This window comes from Brucella anthropi ATCC 49188 (genome assembly GCF_000017405.1).
GTDB lineage: Bacteria > Pseudomonadota > Alphaproteobacteria > Rhizobiales > Rhizobiaceae > Brucella > Brucella anthropi.
This window is the reverse complement of the sequence record NC_009667.1, coordinates 2,135,056-2,152,799: the sequence shown is the minus strand read 5'-3', so window position 1 is coordinate 2,152,799 and position 17,744 is coordinate 2,135,056. Positions and strand designations below refer to the sequence as shown.

The following is a 17,744-nucleotide window of genomic DNA, read 5'->3' as shown; positions in this document are numbered from 1 at the left end:
TATCAATATAATTGCATTCGGTCAAATGCCGAGCATTGGAAGTCATATAGGGCGAAAACGAAAAAAGGCGGACCGAAGCCCGCCTTTATCAGTCTCAGAGAAAAATCAGAGGAACTTCAGTGCGTTGCGACCTGCATAGCGGGCCTGCTTGCCAAGTTCTTCCTCGATACGGATAAGCTGATTGTACTTGGCCGTACGGTCCGAACGGGCCAGCGAGCCAGTCTTGATCTGACCACAGTTGGTAGCAACCGCGAGATCGGCAATCGTCGAATCCTCGGTTTCACCCGAACGATGCGACATGACGGCAGTATAGCCAGCCTTATGAGCTGTTTCGACCGCGTCGAGCGTTTCAGACAGCGATCCGATCTGGTTGACCTTGACGAGAATCGAGTTGGCAACGCCCATACGAATACCGTCACGGAGACGAGCGGAATTGGTGACGAACAGGTCGTCACCAACGAGTTGGCACTTGTCGCCAATAAGATCGGTGAGGTACTTCCAACCTTCCCAGTCGTCTTCAGCCATACCATCTTCGATAGTGACGATAGGATAGTCGCTGGCGAGCTTGGCGAGATACTTGGCCTGAGCCTTTGGATCGCGCGTCTTGCGCTCGCCTTCATAGACGTAATTACCGTCCTTGAAGAATTCGGTCGCAGCGCAGTCGAGGCCAAGAGCAATATCTTCACCCGGCTTGAAACCGGCCTTTTCGATCGATTCCATAATGAAGTCGAGCGCAGCCTGGGCATTCTTCAGATTAGGAGCAAAGCCGCCTTCATCGCCAACATTGGTGTTGTGACCGGCATCCTTCAGACGCTTTTTGAGGGTATGGAAAACTTCCGAGCCATAACGAACAGCTTCACGAACGGACGAAGCCCCCACCGGCAGAATCATGAATTCCTGGAAATCAATCGGATTGTCAGCATGTGCACCGCCATTGATGATATTCATCATGGGGACCGGCAGAACATGGGCATTTGCGCCACCAACGTAGCGGTAAAGTGGGAGACCCGTTGCCTGAGCCGCAGCCTTGGCAACTGCAAGCGAAACACCCAGAATTGCGTTGGCACCGATGTTGCCCTTGTTGGCCGAGCCGTCAAGCTCGATCATCGTCTGGTCGATAAGCAGCTGGCTTTCCGCATCCATGCCCGCAATAGCGTCAAAAATCTTGCCATTGACAGCTTCGACGGCCTTTTCCACACCCTTGCCGAGATAGCGGCTGCCACCGTCACGCAATTCTACAGCTTCATGCGCGCCAGTCGATGCGCCAGACGGAACCGCAGCACGTCCGAAAGAGCCGTCTTCAAGCACAACGTCCACTTCGACGGTCGGGTTGCCGCGGCTGTCGAGGATTTCGCGGCCGACGATGTCGATGATTGCAGTCATAGGAACCAGTCCTTCCCTATAGATTGCCCCGCCAGATGTGCGAGGCGCTTAACAAATCCGATGCGGCCATTTCTTAGCGCATAATCCTAAAACTTTGCAGACATTTCAGAAAAGATTATGCACCAGGCCAATTTTTAAGCCCTAACCGCAAAAAAGCGGCGAGAATGGCTTAGCGAAACAAAAGGCGGAGGAAAATCCCCCGCCTTTTTAAATTCTCCGAGAACTGTTTAAAGCCCTTTCGCGATACGATCGAAAGCCATCAGCTTTTCGAGGAGCGCGGGCATTTTATCCACCGGCACCATATTCGGACCATCGGATGGGGCATTGTCCGGATCCTGATGCGTTTCGATGAAGAGCCCGGCAACGCCAACGGCTACAGCTGCGCGTGCCAGTGTCTCAACGAATTCGCGCTGACCACCCGACGAACCACCGTGCCCGCCCGGTTGCTGTACTGAGTGAGTCGCATCGAACACAACCGGTGAACCAAGGCCTGCCATGATCGGCAAGGAACGCATATCGGAAACGAGCGTATTATAGCCAAACGAAACACCGCGTTCGGTCGCCAGCACATTCGGATTGCCACTTTCCGTAATCTTGGAAAGAACATTCTTCATGTCCCACGGCGCCAGAAACTGGCCCTTCTTGACATTCACGACACGTCCCGTCTTTGCGGCAGCAATCAGCAGATCGGTCTGGCGGCAGAGAAATGCCGGGATTTGCAGGACATCGACCACGGGAGCAACTGCGGCGCACTGCTCTTCAGTGTGGATGTCCGTCAGCACCGGAAAGCCGAACTCCTTCTTGAGATCGGCAAAAACTTCCATTGCCTTTTCGAGGCCGATTCCACGCTCAGCCTTCAAGGATGTGCGATTGGCCTTGTCGAAGCTGGACTTGTAGACAAGATCGATGCCGAGCTTATCGGTCATCTCCTTGAGACGGCCCGCCATATCGAAGGCGTGTTCACGCGTTTCCATCTGGCACGGGCCCGCTATCAGGGCAAACGGCGCACTGTTTGAAAAAGTAACGTTTCCGATTTTTACGGATGAATTGGCAGTCGCCATGACGTGAACCTCGATATTGAGTGCCTTGCAGGCACCTTATCTGGCGTAAAGGTGGGTCGAAAACAAGACCACGGCCTGAAAGCAGAAATGAAAACGCGCCCCGAAAGGCGCGTTAGATTTTCAGACCAGACGGCTCTGCTCGATTGCCGCTTCAATGAAGGAAGCAAACAGCGGATGCGGTTCGAACGGTCGAGACTTCAGTTCAGGATGGTACTGAACGCCGATGAACCAAGGGTGGTCAGGATATTCGACTGTTTCCGGCAGAACACCATCCGGTGACATGCCTGCGAAGTTCAGCCCGGCAGATTCCAGACGTTCCTTGTAGTCGATATTGACTTCATAGCGATGACGATGGCGCTCGGAAATATCGGTCGATCCGTAGATTTCCGCAATCTTTGAGCCCGACTTCAACGCCGCTTCATATGCACCAAGGCGCATTGTACCGCCAAGATCACCAGCCGAAGCGCGCTTCTCGAGCATATTGCCCTTCAGCCACTCGGTCATGAGACCAACAACCGGCTCCTTGGTCGGACCGAACTCGGTCGAAGATGCGTTTTCGATACCAACGAGATTACGTGCTGCTTCAATGCAAGCCATTTGCATGCCAAAGCAGATACCGAAGTAAGGAACCTTGCGTTCACGAGCGAACTTCGCTGCAAGAATCTTGCCTTCCGCGCCACGTTCGCCGAAACCGCCCGGCACCAGAATGCCATGAACCTTTTCCAGATATGGGGCCGGATCTTCGCTTTCGAAGACTTCAGCCTCGATCCAGTCGAGATTGACTTTTACCTTGTTGGCAAGACCACCATGATAGAGCGCTTCGATCAGCGACTTATAGGCATCTTTAAGGCCAGTATATTTGCCGACGATGGCGATGGTCACTTCGCCTTCTGGATTGTGGAGGCGGTTGGAGACCTCTTCCCAGCGGTCCATACGGGGCTTCGGAGCCGGATCGATACCGAATGCCGACAGAACTTCCGAATCAAGGCCTTCCTTATGGTAGGCAATCGGCACATCGTAGATCGTTGCTACGTCGAGCGCCTGAATGACCGCGCTTTCGCGGACATTACAGAACAACGACAGCTTGCGACGTTCTGATTCCGGAATCTCGCGATCGGCGCGGACCAGAAGGATATCTGGAGCAATACCGATAGAGCGCAGCTCCTTGACCGAATGCTGGGTCGGCTTGGTCTTCAGTTCACCAGCTGCCGGAATATACGGCATCAAGGTCAGATGGATATAAACTGCCGTTCCGCGCGGCAGTTCATTGCCAAGCTGACGGATCGCTTCGAGGAACGGCATGGCTTCGATGTCGCCAACCGTGCCGCCGATTTCGCAAAGAACGAAATCATAGTCTTCGTTGCCTTCAAGGACGAAGTTCTTGATCTCGTCGGTCACATGCGGAATGACCTGAACCGTCGCACCGAGATAATCGCCGCGGCGTTCCTTTTCGATGATATTCCGATAAATGCGGCCGGTGGTGATGTTGTCCTGCTGGTTGGCAGGACGACCGGTGAACCGCTCGTAATGGCCCAGATCAAGGTCGGTTTCGGCACCATCGTCAGTGACGAACACCTCACCATGCTGGTAAGGCGACATCGTGCCGGGATCGACATTCAGATAAGGGTCGAGTTTACGGATACGCACGCGGTAACCACGTGCCTGAAGGAGTGCAGCCAGTGCTGCGGCAGCTATGCCTTTTCCAAGGGAAGAAACCACGCCGCCAGTGATGAATACATATCGCGCCATGGGCTTATCTCGTTAGACTTTCTTGATTGATTCCGCCACCAAAAAATGCACCCCGGCAGTGTTTTTTCACCGAAGCAAGGCGGTAATCGTCGTTGCACAAAGAAAAACCGGAGCCAGAAACCCCGGAGCGAATACGTCTGTACTCTCTAGCGCCTCTATTCACATAAAGCCATGTCGAAGCTCGAAATCCACAGCTTCCACCTGTCAGAATAGCCATTGGCACAAAAGAAAAGGCCGAGCCCATAAGCCCGGCCACATTCACATAGTCATTTACAGATCAGAGAACAACCACTTCGGTACCCAGACCGACGCGCTCATAAAGATCCATCACATCCTCATTGATCATGCGGAAGCAGCCGTTGGAAGCCGAGCTACCGATAGTCCATGGCTGTACCGTGCCATGAATGCGGATGTAGGTGTCCTTGTTGCCCTGAAACAAGTACAGAGCGCGCGAACCAAGTGGGTTGCCTGGACCACCATCCATACCGTTCTTGAAGCGACCATAGTGAGCCGGATCACGCTCGATCATTTCCTTGGTCGGAATCCAGCGCGGCCACTCCCGCTTCGCGTTGATTGTTCCAGTGCCCTTGAATTCCAATCCCTGCTTGCCGACAGCGATGCCATAACGGCGAGCAGTCGTCGACGTTTCAACAAGGTAAAGGAAACGCTGCTTCGGGTCGATCACGATGGTGCCAGGCTTATAGCCGGTAAAAGCCACTTCCTGCGCCCGGAACTTCGGATCGATGTTGTACTTATTGGCCTTAACTGCATTGCCGCTCTTGGAAGCCTTTTTCTTCTTCGGCTTTTCAGGATTGGCCTTGGCATCGCTTGAGAGAGCAACTTGCTGAACAGACGCAGCAGCTTCATTGAGCTGCGCTTCAGCGCTTACCGGCGAAGTTGCAAATGCAGGAGCGGTCGCTCCGATGCAGAGAGTTGCAATACCTGCCATCAAAATACGGCGTGAAAACATGTTCGGTTCCCGAAAATTCAAGCACAAGGGAAAAATGTCTGCCGCATTAATTGCGACCAGACTTTCGCTTTCCTTACTGCAAAGCGATCCGGTTCTCAATTCGCTGCCATCGTTCTGCAATGCGATTCGCGGCAGCGTATTGCCTAGCTGCAACACTTTGCAGTCTCATGATTAACAAAAAGAAAACCGGCCACAAGGGCCGGTTTCGCATTCTGTTCACTTTGCTCGGCCTTTTACTGCGAGCTAGGAACCGGGTTGGCCGGGGTTTCCGGAACAACCGGAGCCTGCGGCTGGGTAGCGTCGGGCTGTGTTGCCGGCGCTGTAGCACCTGGAGCTGCAGGTGCAGTCTGATTGGCGTCAGGACGCGAAGACTCGCCACCCAGCTGATTGAGGATACCGCCGCCATTGCCGCCTGCCGGAGCTGACTGACTGCCGGTTGCCGCCGGGATACGGTTGAGAATGTCGGTCGGCTTTTCGCCGTAGCGTGCCATGATGCCGAGAATAAGCGAGGTCGCGAAGAAACCGATCGCGAGAATGGCTGTCGTGCGGGTCAGTGCGTTGGCTGCGCCGCGAGCCGTCATGAACCCCGAACCGCCGCCAATGCCAAGGCCACCGCCTTCAGAACGCTGGATAAGCACAACGCCGACAAGCGCCAGCACGATCAACAAATGAATGACAATGATTACGGTCTGCATGGGTTACGGTCTTTATATCCCTAAAACTAGAGCGGCTCTTTACACGCTATTGTCCGATAATCCAAGCCCCGAGACCAAGATAGACAGACGTGATGTGCCGGTTACAAATTACGATAGGTTTCGCATATGGCGAGAAAATCGTTCGCCTTCAAGCTCGCACCACCAACAAGCGCACCATCAACATCCGCGACGCCGAGCAATTCCAATGCGTTTGAAGGCTTGACCGAACCGCCATAGAGCAGCCGAAGATGTGCGCCTTTCGTGCCGAAACGTTCAATTAGCTGCTCACGCATGAAAGCATGAGCGGCACGCACGTCCTGCACTGTTGGCGTCAACCCTGTACCGATTGCCCAAACCGGTTCGTAAGCAATGATCGTATTCGCGGCATTGACGCCATCCGGCAAAGAGCCAGCAAGCTGCTTGCCGATTACATCCAGAGTACGCTCCGCCTTGCGCTCATCGGCAGTTTCGCCGACGCAAACGATTGCAATCAATCCGGCAGCCCATGCGGCCTCGGTCTTGGCGCGAACAGTGTCATTGCTTTCATGATGGTCGGTCCGGCGTTCGGAATGACCGATTATGACATGCGTAGCGCCCGCTTCCTTAAGCATTTCTGCAGAGACATCGCCTGTATGCGCGCCAGACACTTTATGGTGAGCATCCTGACCGCCGAGACCAACAGTCTCGCCTTCGAGCGTTTCCGCCGCGCGGGAAAGAAGCGTCGCAGGTACACAAATGACGGCGTCAAGCTTGCGGCCGAGATCGGAGCTCAGGCCGGCAGCAATCGCACGCAATTCGGTCAGGGACTCTCCCGTGCCATTCATCTTCCAGTTGCCAGCAACCAGCGGACGGATTCCCGGAGTCATTTCATTCTCCTCGCCTGTTCAAAACAGTAGACGCGGTCACCTCTTGAAAGCGGACCAGCGCCAAAATTTGCCACTGACTAAGCGTATTCGTGCCGCAATGCAAATGTTCTTGAGTGCCTACATGCAATGAGATCTTGCATATAGGGCTGGCTTGAGGTTATCCCCTGACTGGCTCTATCTATGAAAGCCGAGCTTAGATTTATACTTGAAGGGTTTCCAATGCTCGACAGCCTGCGTTCTGCCGCTCAATCCTGGGTCGCCAAACTTCTGCTTGGCCTGCTTGTACTGAGCTTTGCGATCTGGGGCATCTCCGATGTCTTTCGCGGCGGCCTGTCAGGCAATGCCGCTTTGACGGCTGGCGGTTCCGAAGTGAGCGCCACTGATTATCGTTTCGCCTATGAACAGCAGATGATGCGTTTGTCTCAACAGTTTCGCCAGCGTCTGACGCGCGAACAGGCAAAAACGCTCGGTGTCGAAAATCAGGTACTCGCCCAGCTCGCAGCCGGTGTGGTTCTGGATGAAGGTGCGCGCAACATGCAGCTCGGCCTTTCCAAGGACGGAATTGCTCGACTGACCGGTGAAGATCCGGCTTTCCATGACGCAAGCGGCAACTTCAATCGCGCGCAGTTCGATGCAGTGCTTCGTCAATCTGGCATTCGTGCACAGGATTATCTCGACAACCGCGCGAAAGTGGCTCGCCGCCAGCAGATCGTGGAAGCTGCAACGGACGGCATCAAACTTCCGAATACAGCGTTGAAGGCGCTGGCTCTATATCAAGGTGAAACCCGCAGCGTTGACTATGTGACCATTCAGGCTGAAAAGGCCGATGCTGTCCCTGCCCCGTCCGAAGATGCGCTCAAGACCTATTTTGACGCACACAAGGACGAGTATAAGGCACCGGAGTACCGGAAAATAACCTATGTGAAGCTGGAGCCGACTGATATTGCAGATCCGTCTGCCGTCACGCAGGACGAAATCAACGAATATTACGAAAAGAACAAGGACCGCTTCAGCACGATCGAAAAGCGTACTATCGAGCAGTTGAACTTTGCCGATGACGCCGCAGCTGAAGCTGCCCAGCAGAAAATTGCCGCTGGAACGAGCTTCATCGATATCGGCAAGGAACAGGGCAAAACAGAAGACGACCTGAAGCTTGGCACGTTTGAGAAATCCGCCATTCCTGATCAGGCAGTTGCCGATGCAGCTTTTGCACTGGCAGAGAATGGCGTGAGCCCGGTGGTGAAGGGTGGCTTTGGTCCGGTTATCCTGCGCGTGACGCAGATCGAACCGGCTCATGTGAAACCACAAGCCGAAGTTGAAGGTGAAATTCGCACCACGCTTGCCAACAATATCGCAGCAAGCAGCATCAGCGGCATTCATGACTCTTATGAGCAGGACCGTTCCGACGGCGCATCCATGGCTGATGTGGCAAAGAAGCTAAGCCTCAAGTCCGTCATCGTGGAAGCCGTCGACGCCGAAGGTAACGATCCTTCTGGTAATCCGGTGCAGCTGCCAAACTCCGAAGCGCTGCTTTCTGCTGCCTTCCAGGCCGATCAGGGTTTTGACAACGACGCCCTGACCATGGGCAATATCGGCTATCTCTGGTATCAGGTTGACGGTGTAACTCCGGCACGCGACCGTACGCTCGACGAAGTCAAGGACAAGGTTGCAGCGGCATGGAAGGGCGAAGAAGCAGTCAAGCGCCTCAACCAGCGCGTAGACGAGTTGCAGAAACGCCTCGACGGCGGCGCGACACTCGACGCAATCGCTACAGAGCAGGGCGTCGAAAAGCAGACAAAGCGTGGTATTGTCCGCACGACCAACGATGCCGATATCGGAACCGCAGCGGCGGCGCAGATCTTCCGGGGAGCGAATGGTTTCACCGGTAGCGCTGCTGCACCTTCGGACGATGCCCAGATTCTGTTCAAGGTTGTTGAAGTGACCGAACCTGCCGGAGCTGGCCCGGAAGCTATTCCGGAACAGCAGCAGAAATATCTGGCGACATCGCTCTCGGATGATGTTCTCGAACAGCTCGTCGGCGAATTGCAGAAGCAGTATCCTGTTAAGATAAACCAGACCGTCATCAACAACGCTCTGGCGTTTTAAGGACGGTGGGCATCCAAAATGGCTGATCTAAAACCCTATATCGCGAAAGCTGCATCAGGCGAACCGCTTTCGCTTGAGGATTCCCGAGCCGCCTTCGATATCATGATGTCAGGACAGGCAACGCCGTCGCAGATCGGCGGACTGTTGATGGCGTTGCGCGTACGCGGTGAAACAGTACCGGAAATCGCCGGTGCCGTTGCCTCCATGCGCTCGCGTATGCTGGGAGTTTCCGCTCCCAACAATGCCATTGATATTGTTGGCACTGGTGGCGATCAGTCGGGTTCATACAATGTCTCCAGCTGCTCGGCGTTTGTTGTTGCTGGAGCTGGCGTTCCTGTAGCAAAACATGGCAACCGCGCCCTCTCCTCCCGCTCTGGTGCAGCCGATGCACTCGCGGCGCTCGGCATCAATATCGAGGCCGACGCGAGCATCATCGGTCGCAGCATCACAGAAGCTGGCCTCGGCTTCATGTTTGCACCGATGCACCATTCCGCCATGCGCCATGTCGGCCCCTCGCGCGTAGAACTCGGCACCCGCACCATCTTCAATCTGCTTGGCCCCCTCTCCAATCCGGCCAGTGTCAAGCGTCAGCTTGTGGGGGTATTCGCACCACAATGGCTTGTGCCGCTGGCTGAAGTGCTCAAGGAACTCGGTTCCGAAGCGGCCTGGGTTGTCTATGGCGACGGCCTCGATGAAATGACCACCGCGGGAACGACACAAGTTGCCGCCCTCGAAAACGGTCGGATTCGTACCTTTGAAATTACGCCGGAAGAAGTTGGATTGCGTCGTTGCGACCCGGCCGAACTGAAAGGTGGCGAGGCTGCGGTAAACGCCAAGGCTCTGCTGGGCGTGCTTGAAGGCGAGAAAAACGCCTATCGAGACATCGTCCTGCTCAATTCAGGCGCGGCGCTTGTGATTGCTGGCAACGCGAAGGACCTGAAAGAAGGCATCGCACTCGCGGCACAATCCATCGACAGCGGCGCAGCACTTGATGTTTTGCAGAAGGTGATTGCCGTTTCCAACGACAAAGCCGCCTGACGGAAAGGATTAAGTCATGTCCACCGACATTCTGCGCAAGATCGAGGCTTACAAGCGCGAAGAAATCGCTGCTGCAAAAGCCGAGCGTACCGTCGCTGATTTGAAGGCGCGCGCACAGGATCAGGAAGCGCCGCGTGGCTTTTTCAAAGCGCTGGAGGCAAAACGCGCCGCCGGTGAATTCGCGCTGATTGCTGAAATCAAGAAGGCAAGCCCATCGAAGGGCTTGATCCGTCCTGATTTCGATCCGCCTGCACTTGCAAAAGCCTATGAAGCTGGTGGCGCTGCATGTCTTTCAGTGCTGACTGACACACCTTCCTTTCAGGGAGCGCCGGAATTTCTGACGGCAGCTCGCAACGCTTGCAGTCTCCCGGCTCTGCGCAAGGATTTTCTGTTCGATACCTATCAGGTACACGAAGCCCGCAGCTGGGGCGCAGATTGCATTCTGATCATTCTTGCAAGCGTCGACGATGATCTTGCAAAGGCGTTGGAAGAAACCGCGTTCGAGCTTGGCATGGATGCACTCATCGAGGTGCATGACGAAGCCGAGATGGAACGCGCACTAAAGCTTTCGTCGCGTCTGCTCGGCGTCAACAATCGCAATTTGCGTACATTTGAGGTCGATCTGGCCGTTTCGGAACGGCTGTCGAAGATGGCGCCAGCCGATCGCGTTCTGGTCGGTGAAAGCGGCATATTCACACACGAAGATTGCCTGCGTCTGAAAAAGTCTGGAATCGGGACATTCCTCATCGGAGAGAGCCTCATGCGGCAGGCCGATGTTGCAGCGGCTACCCGTGAACTGCTGACTGGCAAGGCCTGACTGATGATGTCCAAACTCACCCATATCGACCAGACCGGCGCTGCCAATATGGTGGATGTTGGTGCCAAGGACGAGACTGAACGACAGGCTGTGGCCGAAGGGTCGGTCAGAATGAATCTGGAAACGCTGGCGCTCATTCTGGAAGGCAACGCCGCTAAGGGTGACGTCATTGGCGCTGCGCGTCTGGCTGGCATCATGGCGGCTAAAAAGACCGCCGATCTGATTCCCCTCTGCCATCCACTGATGTTGACCAAAGTAGCCGTCGAAATCGAGCCGGATCAGACATTGCCCGGTTTGCGCGTTCGTGCGCTGGCCAAGCTCAAGGGGCGCACCGGCGTGGAAATGGAAGCCCTCACCGCCGTTTCTGTTACATGTCTTACGATCTATGACATGGCCAAAGCCGTCGACAAACATATGGAGATCGGCGGTATCCGCGTTACCGAAAAGGGCGGCGGCAAATCAGGTGACTGGAAAGCATAAACCGCTAGACTTTGCTCTGGATCAACTCATCTGGACAGATTCTGTGGTCTAGACGGGTCAACAATTCAGTTCGAGAGGAAACGCCATGTCCCTTCTCCCGGTCGATGAAGCACTGGCCCGCATCCTGAAATCCGCAGAACCGCACGGTAAAGAGCAGGTCGCTTTGTCAGATGCAGGTGGGCGCGTGGTTGCAACACCTGTTTTGGCACATTTTCTGCAGCCGCCGTTCGACGGATCGGCCATGGACGGTTACGCCCTGATCGCGCCAGACAACATCTCTTATCCCGTCGAGTTCGACATCATCGGCGAATCGGCAGCGGGCAATCGCTTCGAAGGTGAACCGGGAATTGGTCAGGCGGTCCGGATTTTCACCGGCGCGCCACTGCCCAAAGGCACGGATACGATCGTTATTCAGGAACACACTGAGCGCTCGGATAACCGGCTAACCGTTCACGAAGGCATAGAACCGGGACGACATATACGCCGCGCAGGCCTCGATTTTTCACCCGATAACATCGTCATTCCGAGCGGGCGGGCGCTGGATGCTGCGGCCCTGTCGCTGGCAGCGGCCAGTGGCAATGCGAGAATCGACGTCTTTCAAAAGCCCAAAATAGCAATCATTGCGACCGGCGATGAGCTGGTTCCGCCGGGGGAAACACCCGGAAAAGACCAGATTGTTGCATCGAACAGCGTTGGAATCGCCGAGATAGTAAGGCGAGCCGGCGGAGCGCCACATGATAAAGGGATCATTCCGGATGATCCTGCCAAAATCGAACGGGCAATAGCAGACAGCCTGCAAAGCGGCATCGACATTCTGGTAACGATCGGTGGCGCTTCCGTCGGTGACCGGGATTTTGTGCATGGAGCACTGCAGAAACAGGGCGTCAATCTCGACTTCTGGAAGATCGCCATGCGGCCCGGCAAGCCCCTGATGTATGGGCGCATCGAAGTGAACGGCAAGATCGTGCATGTCATCGGCCTACCGGGCAATCCCGTTTCGAGCTTGGTATGCAGCCTCGTTTTTCTCCGTCCGCTCGTCGCCAAGCTTGCCGGAACGAACCTCGATGCCGATATCCGACCTGCAAAGCTGGGCACTGACCTGCCTGCGAATGACCACCGCCGCGATTATATCCGGGCCACAATCGAATCAAACCCTGACGGAACGCTGACCGCAAAGCCGTTTCCGGTCCAAGATTCGTCCATGCTTTCAGCTCTCGTCGGTTCAAAAGCGCTTCTCATCAGGGATGAAAACGCTCCTGCTGCCACTGTTGGCGATGATTGTCGCGTTCTCATGCTATAGATCGAGCGCAATTCTCGCCCTCACTAAAGCTTGAGAAAACAGACCTAAGTCATAATAAAATATATGTTATTCGAAGCAGCATCTGACATGCCGTGCCCGTGATGGTCTTGCCCTGAAATATTCCGTTCAATCTCACCCTGAGCGTTAATGGTTTTAAAACCATTGCAGAACAAGACTGGAACATATAGTGTTCGTTCTGGTTTTGTTTTTCTCGATTCTTGGCCGGGAGGGTGTCGCGCATGTTAACCCGTAAACAGCACGAGCTTCTGCTGTTCATTCATGAACGTCTAAAAGAAACGGGCATTCCCCCGTCTTTCGATGAAATGAAGGAAGCGCTCGATCTGGCTTCAAAATCGGGTATCCATCGTCTGATCACCGCCCTTGAGGAGCGTGGATTTATTCGCCGTCTGCCGAACAGGGCGCGTGCGCTTGAGGTGTTACGTCTGCCGGATTCCATCGCTCCGGGCCTCAACGCACAAAAGAAGTTCGCTCCCAGCGTTATCGAAGGCAGCTTGGGCAAAACACCTCCGCCACCGGCACGCCCCGCTCCCGTGGCTACCAATGACGACACGTCTGGAACTGTATCCGTACCGGTCATGGGGCGAATTGCTGCGGGTGTACCGATTTCAGCAATCCAGAATCAAACACACTCCCTCAGCCTTCCGCCCGAAATGATCGGTGCGGGCGAGCATTACGCGCTTGAGGTCAGAGGTGATTCAATGATCGACGCCGGCATTTTTGATGGTGACACCGTCATCATTAAACGCGGTGATTCCGCAAACCCTGGCGAAATCGTGGTGGCACTTGTCGATGACGAGGAAGCGACTTTGAAGCGCTTTCGCCGCAAGGGTGCATCCATCGCTTTGGAAGCCGCAAACCCGGCATACGAAACCAGAATATTTGGCCCGGATCGCGTTCGTGTGCAGGGCAAGCTTGTGGGCCTGATCCGCCGCTACTAGATCGTAGTGTAGCCGGCTTTGGAGATAAGCTCCGAGTTCAAACAATGGGGCGGTTCCAGTTAAGAACAGAAACGTGGAACCATTCTTTATTTAGTTGCAGCGCGTTGGTTCATCGCTAACACCTGATGAACAAACTCCGGCATTTTGAGCGGAGTGGGATTTTGGTTTGTACTCGCGCTCGGACAAGCCACGTGCTGGACGCGAATGGATGCGGTGCAAATGCCAAGGACGACTTGGCGCATCAATTGCATAGGTAATTCGGTCCTCCGGCTGCAATTCAGATGTTTGCTGGCTCATCTCGGGCTTTGCGACGTCGTAGGTGTCGCCCGATATAGCCTTGAGAGATCGATTTTTATCTGGCCTTTCTCCGAGCCTGATCTCGACGGCTCCCTTTAGCGCCAGTTCCTGTTTGCTGATACTCAGGATAGTGGAACGTCCGCACGCCGGATCTTTGCCGGAAACGGCGAGAATAACCACATCGCCGATGTTGCAGGCTATTTCCAGCATCGCGACATCTGCGGTGTAGGCTAGTGTACGACCATCACGCAGACTGATCGTGCAAAGTCCATCTTCGCATTCGAACCCGTCCCCATCAGTTCGCTTTTTGTTTTTGCCGGATGGCGGCGCGATGAACTCTTCCACCAGATAAGCGGTTTTCCAATTGTCGATTGTGAACTGTGACTGTCGGCTTCGATTGACTGCGAACTTCCCGTCTGCGAGCCGAACACCCACCAGTTTGGCATCTTCCGAGATCACGATGTCAGGAAAAGGCTCCCTGACGAAAACGGCAAACCCCAGAACGATGAAGGGCAGCGCCAGCGCCTTCAATCTGGTCGACAGAACAATAACCAGAACGAGCGCAATGGCCCAGAGAACGATAGTGAGTGCGGGCATGGCTCCAGGATTGCCATCTGGTGACCACTTTGCAACAAAGGCAGCAATGTGCCTGACTGCAAAAATACCCCAGCCCATTATCTGCAAAGGTACCCAGTCCAGTTGCAATGGCATCAGTACAAGACCAAAGACGGCAAACGGCATCACGAGAAGAGCTATTACAGGCTCAGCGAGGACATTTCCTACCAGACCAAACGGCGCTGTATTGTTGAAGTGATAAGCTGCAAAAATCCCGCTTGCCAATCCGGCGATGAGCGAAGTAGCCGCCGCCGCAGTGATCGGCTTCAGGACTTTTCCAGCGAAGCTATAGGCGGTCTTCCCACGTTCTTCCGTGCCAACCTGCCTGATCGCGTTGCGCTCGCTCCACCAGGCATAACCGGCAATCAACGCAGCCGTAGCCGAAAAAGACATTTGAAAACTCGGTCCCAGTATCTCATGCGGCGAAATTGCAATCATAGCGATGGCCGCAATCGCCAGATTGCGCATGCTGATGGCCGCTCGGTCTACCAGCAAAGCTCCGAGCATCACTGCAATCATCACATAGCTTCGTTGTGCAGCGACATCCGCACCTGACATGGCAAGATAGAAGGTACAGCTCAACAGGGAGAGAAAGGCCGCATATTTCTTCACGGGATGCCGCACACTGAAAGCCGGAAATAGCGCGAAGACAGATCGCAACGTCAGCATGATAACGCCAGCGGCAAGCGCCATATGCAAGCCCGAGATCGACAGAATATGTGCGAGCCCCGCCTTGCGCAGGTCTTCATTTGTCCGCTCGCTGATCCCTGCACGCGTACCTGCCACAAGCGCCGAAGCAACACTGCCGTCCTCGCCACCGATCACTTCCTCGATTCGTTCAGACACCCGCACGCGCAACATGGCGATCCACTGGGAGATTTCCGCAGTCAGTTCGTCTGGCTGAGAAACCGTCGCCACTTTGGGTGTTCCGAGAAAGAAACCATTGGCACCGATACCATTGAAATAGGCATGAAACGAGAAATCGTAGTTACCCGGGCGAACCGGACCCGACGGAATACGCAATCGCACGAAACCTGCCAGTCCGCCGCCAATGCTCGTTGACGCCGGTATGTCCCGCGCATTGACACGAATGCGTTTCGGTGGAAAACGGAGTTTTGGACGCTCTGTCTGGAGCACATCAAGTGTTATCCGCCAGCTGCCATTGTCCTGATATTCAAGAGCGACAACCCGACCCGTTACACGTGTTGCCACGTCAGAGCCCAGCATCGGCGTGGCACGACGTTCCGTTTCCCATTTGCCGACCACAAACCCCGCCAGCAGAGCGATTGCCAATGTCACGCCTTGGGCAGCGGCGAATTGCTTGCGCGTCGCAATTCGCAAGATAGTGGCGATACCGAGCATGGACAAAAGCGGTAACCATGCCGGTTCGAATGAGAGCGTGAAATAGATGATTGCGCCAACACCGGCAAAAACCGGCAGCAGAAGAAAAAATACACCGCGTCCCGCTTCAGTTTCGACCGCAGCATTGAACTGTCGCGCTGTGACCGACGGTATAGACAGAAGTCGTTCACGCAAGCTCGGCGCAGGAGGCTTGACCGGCAGTGGATTTACCGGAATCTCGACATCATTTGGAGGCCAGACCTCTGGCAACAAAGCGCGCACGAAGCCGTCGGGCATGCTTTTCACAAGCGCCCGTTCGTTTATATCGCTCGCTTCCCTGATGCCTGTCATGCCCCCGCCTGACCGCAAAAGTTGGCCCAACCGCCGGAATACCCCGAAAGAACGACGGCACATTCGCGCGAAAGGGATGCGAGGCCCTTGCGCACATTGCTGCCTATGCTACATGAACCGCAGCCGAAATCGAGTGGGTTCGCATAACGAACCCCGATTACCTGCCGGGCATTCTCGCGCAGGCATTGGAATTCAAGTTCGCGCCTGTGTCTCCGGCATTTGCCGCTGCTCTAAAAAGGCGCACGACATAGTGGAGCTATCATGTCGAAACCGGTCGTTACCCGTTTTGCCCCCTCGCCCACGGGGTATCTGCACATTGGTGGTGCGCGCACTGCCTTGTTCAACTGGCTTTATGCCAAGCACAGCGGTGGCAAGATGCTGCTGCGCATCGAAGACACCGACCGGGAACGTTCCACCGACGCCGCGACGGCTGCCATTCTTGATGGCTTGACCTGGCTTGGTCTGGACTGGGACGGCGATGCCATCTCTCAGTTCGAGCGCGCACCTCGCCATCGCGAAGTAGCAGAAGAACTCGTCGCTCTCGGCAAGGCATATTATTGCTATGCAACACCAGAAGAACTGGCCGAAATGCGCGAGAAAGCACGCGAAGAAGGCCGTCCGCCGCGCTATGACGGTCGCTGGCGTGATCGCGATCCGTCAGAAGCGCCTGCAGGCGTAAAGCCGGTCATCCGGATCAAGGCACCGCAGGAAGGTGAAACTCTCGTGCAGGATGCAGTGCAGGGCGATGTGCGTTTCCCGAACAAAGACCTGGACGATTTCATCATTCTGCGTTCCGATGGTACGCCGACTTACATGCATGCAGTCGTTGTCGATGATCACGATATGGGCGTGACCCATATCATACGCGGCGACGATCATCTGACCAATGCTGCGCGGCAGACAGTCATCTATGATGCAATGGGTTGGGACGTGCCGCAAATGTCGCATATCCCGCTCATTCATGGTGCGGACGGTGCAAAACTCTCCAAGCGTCATGGCGCTTTGGGTGTGGATGCCTACCGTGCGATGGGTTATCTGCCTGCTGCTCTGCGCAATTATCTTGTACGTCTCGGCTGGAGCCACGGCGACGACGAAATCATGTCGACCGAACAGATGATCGAATGGTTCGATGTGAAGGATATCAACAAGGGTGCAGCTCGCTTCGATTTTCAGAAGCTTGAGGCAATCAATGGCGTCTATATGCGCGCCAGTGACGATAAGGCGCTTTATGATGCGCTTATCGCTGTTCTGCCGGAAATCGAGGGTGGCAAGGAAATTGCCGACGCTCTCGACGACAAGCGAAGCACACAATTGCTTGCCGCTATGCCGGGCCTGAAGGACCGCGCCAAAACTTTGGTGGAACTGGCTGATAGTTCGAAATTCATCTTTGCTGCCCGCCCGCTTGATCTTGACGAAAAGGCAGCTTCTCTCCTGAACGACGAAGGCCGGGCCGTGCTCAAATCCGTACTCCCGGATCTGGAAGCAGCTGGCGAATGGACCGTTGAATCTCTTGACGGCGTCGTAAGGACTCACGCAGAAAAAACCGGCCTGAAACTGGGCAAGATCGCACAGCCATTACGTGCATCTCTGACCGGTCGCGCCACCTCTCCGGGTGTGTTCGACGTGCTTTTCGTCCTTGGACGTGAAGAGTCTCTCGGACGTATTCGCGATCAAATCGGTTAAGGTGGGAACATTCACGCTGACGTGACAAAACCG

14 protein-coding genes are annotated in these 17,744 nt (G+C 55.1%); 7 read left to right on the top strand and 7 right to left on the bottom strand.

Translation table 11 applies throughout. The annotated features are described in order from the left end of the window. Positions 1–105: 105 nt before the first annotated feature. The 6 genes from eno to tpiA all read right to left on the bottom strand — a co-directional run bounded on the left by eno (position 106) and on the right by tpiA (position 6,724). A complete protein-coding gene (gene eno, locus OANT_RS10670) occupies positions 106–1,383 on the bottom strand; it encodes a phosphopyruvate hydratase (RefSeq protein WP_012091969.1) in 1,278 nt (425 codons plus the stop codon). Positions 1,384–1,610: 227 nt separating this feature from the next. Then, the gene (gene kdsA / locus OANT_RS10665) at positions 1,611–2,444 is read right to left on the bottom strand and encodes a 3-deoxy-8-phosphooctulonate synthase (protein WP_012091968.1); all 834 of its coding nucleotides are present in this window, start codon (positions 2,442–2,444) and stop codon (positions 1,611–1,613) included. Positions 2,445–2,564: 120 nt separating this feature from the next. After that, positions 2,565–4,193: a CTP synthase gene (gene pyrG / locus OANT_RS10660; RefSeq protein ID WP_010660001.1), complete on the bottom strand. Its 1,629-nt coding sequence runs from the start codon at positions 4,191–4,193 to the stop codon at positions 2,565–2,567. Positions 4,194–4,470: 277 nt separating this feature from the next. Then, positions 4,471–5,163 (bottom strand): L,D-transpeptidase, encoded by a 693-nt coding sequence (locus OANT_RS10655; RefSeq protein WP_010660000.1) that lies wholly within the window; start codon positions 5,161–5,163, stop codon positions 4,471–4,473. 233 nt (positions 5,164–5,396) lie between these two features. Further along, positions 5,397–5,858, bottom strand: a complete 462-nt coding sequence (gene secG, locus OANT_RS10650; RefSeq protein WP_010659999.1) for a preprotein translocase subunit SecG — start codon at positions 5,856–5,858, stop codon at positions 5,397–5,399. Positions 5,859–5,959: 101 nt separating this feature from the next. Next, positions 5,960–6,724: a triose-phosphate isomerase gene (gene tpiA, locus OANT_RS10645; protein ID WP_012091967.1), complete on the bottom strand. Its 765-nt coding sequence runs from the start codon at positions 6,722–6,724 to the stop codon at positions 5,960–5,962. Positions 6,725–6,943: 219 nt separating this feature from the next. On the opposite strand from tpiA, the gene OANT_RS10640 reads away from it, so the two are divergent. The 6 genes from OANT_RS10640 (at position 6,944) to lexA (ending at position 13,424) form a co-directional block, all read left to right on the top strand. Then, entirely contained in the window at positions 6,944–8,830 is a 1,887-nt protein-coding gene (locus OANT_RS10640) for a peptidyl-prolyl cis-trans isomerase (protein ID WP_012091966.1), read from the top strand. A gap of 18 nt (positions 8,831–8,848) precedes the next feature. After that, on the top strand, positions 8,849–9,868 hold the full coding sequence (gene trpD, locus OANT_RS10635) for an anthranilate phosphoribosyltransferase (protein ID WP_012091965.1): 1,020 nt from the start codon (positions 8,849–8,851) through the stop codon (positions 9,866–9,868). A 16-nt stretch (positions 9,869–9,884) separates the two neighbouring features. Continuing rightward, on the top strand, positions 9,885–10,685 hold the full coding sequence (trpC, locus tag OANT_RS10630; RefSeq protein ID WP_012091964.1) for an indole-3-glycerol phosphate synthase TrpC: 801 nt from the start codon (positions 9,885–9,887) through the stop codon (positions 10,683–10,685). A 3-nt stretch (positions 10,686–10,688) separates the two neighbouring features. Then, positions 10,689–11,165, top strand: coding sequence for a cyclic pyranopterin monophosphate synthase MoaC (gene moaC, locus OANT_RS10625; RefSeq protein WP_012091963.1), 477 nt, complete (start codon positions 10,689–10,691; stop codon positions 11,163–11,165). An 85-nt stretch (positions 11,166–11,250) separates the two neighbouring features. Further along, the gene (locus OANT_RS10620; RefSeq protein WP_012091962.1) at positions 11,251–12,465 is read left to right on the top strand and encodes a molybdopterin molybdotransferase MoeA; all 1,215 of its coding nucleotides are present in this window, start codon (positions 11,251–11,253) and stop codon (positions 12,463–12,465) included. A gap of 239 nt (positions 12,466–12,704) precedes the next feature. Then, complete coding sequence (gene lexA / locus OANT_RS10610; protein WP_010659992.1) at positions 12,705–13,424, top strand: transcriptional repressor LexA; 720 nt, start codon at positions 12,705–12,707, stop codon at positions 13,422–13,424. A 90-nt stretch (positions 13,425–13,514) separates the two neighbouring features. Here lexA and OANT_RS10605 read toward each other — a convergent pair whose 3' ends face one another. Then, positions 13,515–16,028 (bottom strand): ComEC/Rec2 family competence protein, encoded by a 2,514-nt coding sequence (locus OANT_RS10605; protein ID WP_040129258.1) that lies wholly within the window; start codon positions 16,026–16,028, stop codon positions 13,515–13,517. Positions 16,029–16,289: 261 nt separating this feature from the next. Between OANT_RS10605 and gltX the strand changes: the two genes are divergently transcribed. Then, the gene (gltX, locus tag OANT_RS10600) at positions 16,290–17,711 is read left to right on the top strand and encodes a glutamate--tRNA ligase (RefSeq protein WP_012091960.1); all 1,422 of its coding nucleotides are present in this window, start codon (positions 16,290–16,292) and stop codon (positions 17,709–17,711) included. The last annotated feature ends 33 nt before the right edge of the window (positions 17,712–17,744 follow it).

What these genes read in the sequence shown, in the direction of transcription:
- eno (WP_012091969.1), bottom strand. Translation starts at nt 1,383, where the DNA reads ATGACTGCAATCATCGACATCGTCGGCCGCGAAATCCTCGACAGCCGC.
- secG (WP_010659999.1), bottom strand. Translation starts at nt 5,858, where the DNA reads ATGCAGACCGTAATCATTGTCATTCATTTGTTGATCGTGCTGGCGCTT.
- OANT_RS10605 (WP_040129258.1), bottom strand. Translation starts at nt 16,028, where the DNA reads ATGACAGGCATCAGGGAAGCGAGCGATATAAACGAACGGGCGCTTGTG.
- OANT_RS10640 (WP_012091966.1), top strand. Translation starts at nt 6,944, where the DNA reads ATGCTCGACAGCCTGCGTTCTGCCGCTCAATCCTGGGTCGCCAAACTT.
- trpC (WP_012091964.1), top strand. Translation starts at nt 9,885, where the DNA reads ATGTCCACCGACATTCTGCGCAAGATCGAGGCTTACAAGCGCGAAGAA.
- trpD (WP_012091965.1), top strand. Translation starts at nt 8,849, where the DNA reads ATGGCTGATCTAAAACCCTATATCGCGAAAGCTGCATCAGGCGAACCG.
- moaC (WP_012091963.1), top strand. Translation starts at nt 10,689, where the DNA reads ATGATGTCCAAACTCACCCATATCGACCAGACCGGCGCTGCCAATATG.
- lexA (WP_010659992.1), top strand. Translation starts at nt 12,705, where the DNA reads ATGTTAACCCGTAAACAGCACGAGCTTCTGCTGTTCATTCATGAACGT.
- kdsA (WP_012091968.1), bottom strand. Translation starts at nt 2,444, where the DNA reads ATGGCGACTGCCAATTCATCCGTAAAAATCGGAAACGTTACTTTTTCA.
- gltX (WP_012091960.1), top strand. Translation starts at nt 16,290, where the DNA reads ATGTCGAAACCGGTCGTTACCCGTTTTGCCCCCTCGCCCACGGGGTAT.
- tpiA (WP_012091967.1), bottom strand. Translation starts at nt 6,724, where the DNA reads ATGACTCCGGGAATCCGTCCGCTGGTTGCTGGCAACTGGAAGATGAAT.
- OANT_RS10655 (WP_010660000.1), bottom strand. Translation starts at nt 5,163, where the DNA reads ATGTTTTCACGCCGTATTTTGATGGCAGGTATTGCAACTCTCTGCATC.
- OANT_RS10620 (WP_012091962.1), top strand. Translation starts at nt 11,251, where the DNA reads ATGTCCCTTCTCCCGGTCGATGAAGCACTGGCCCGCATCCTGAAATCC.
- pyrG (WP_010660001.1), bottom strand. Translation starts at nt 4,193, where the DNA reads ATGGCGCGATATGTATTCATCACTGGCGGCGTGGTTTCTTCCCTTGGA.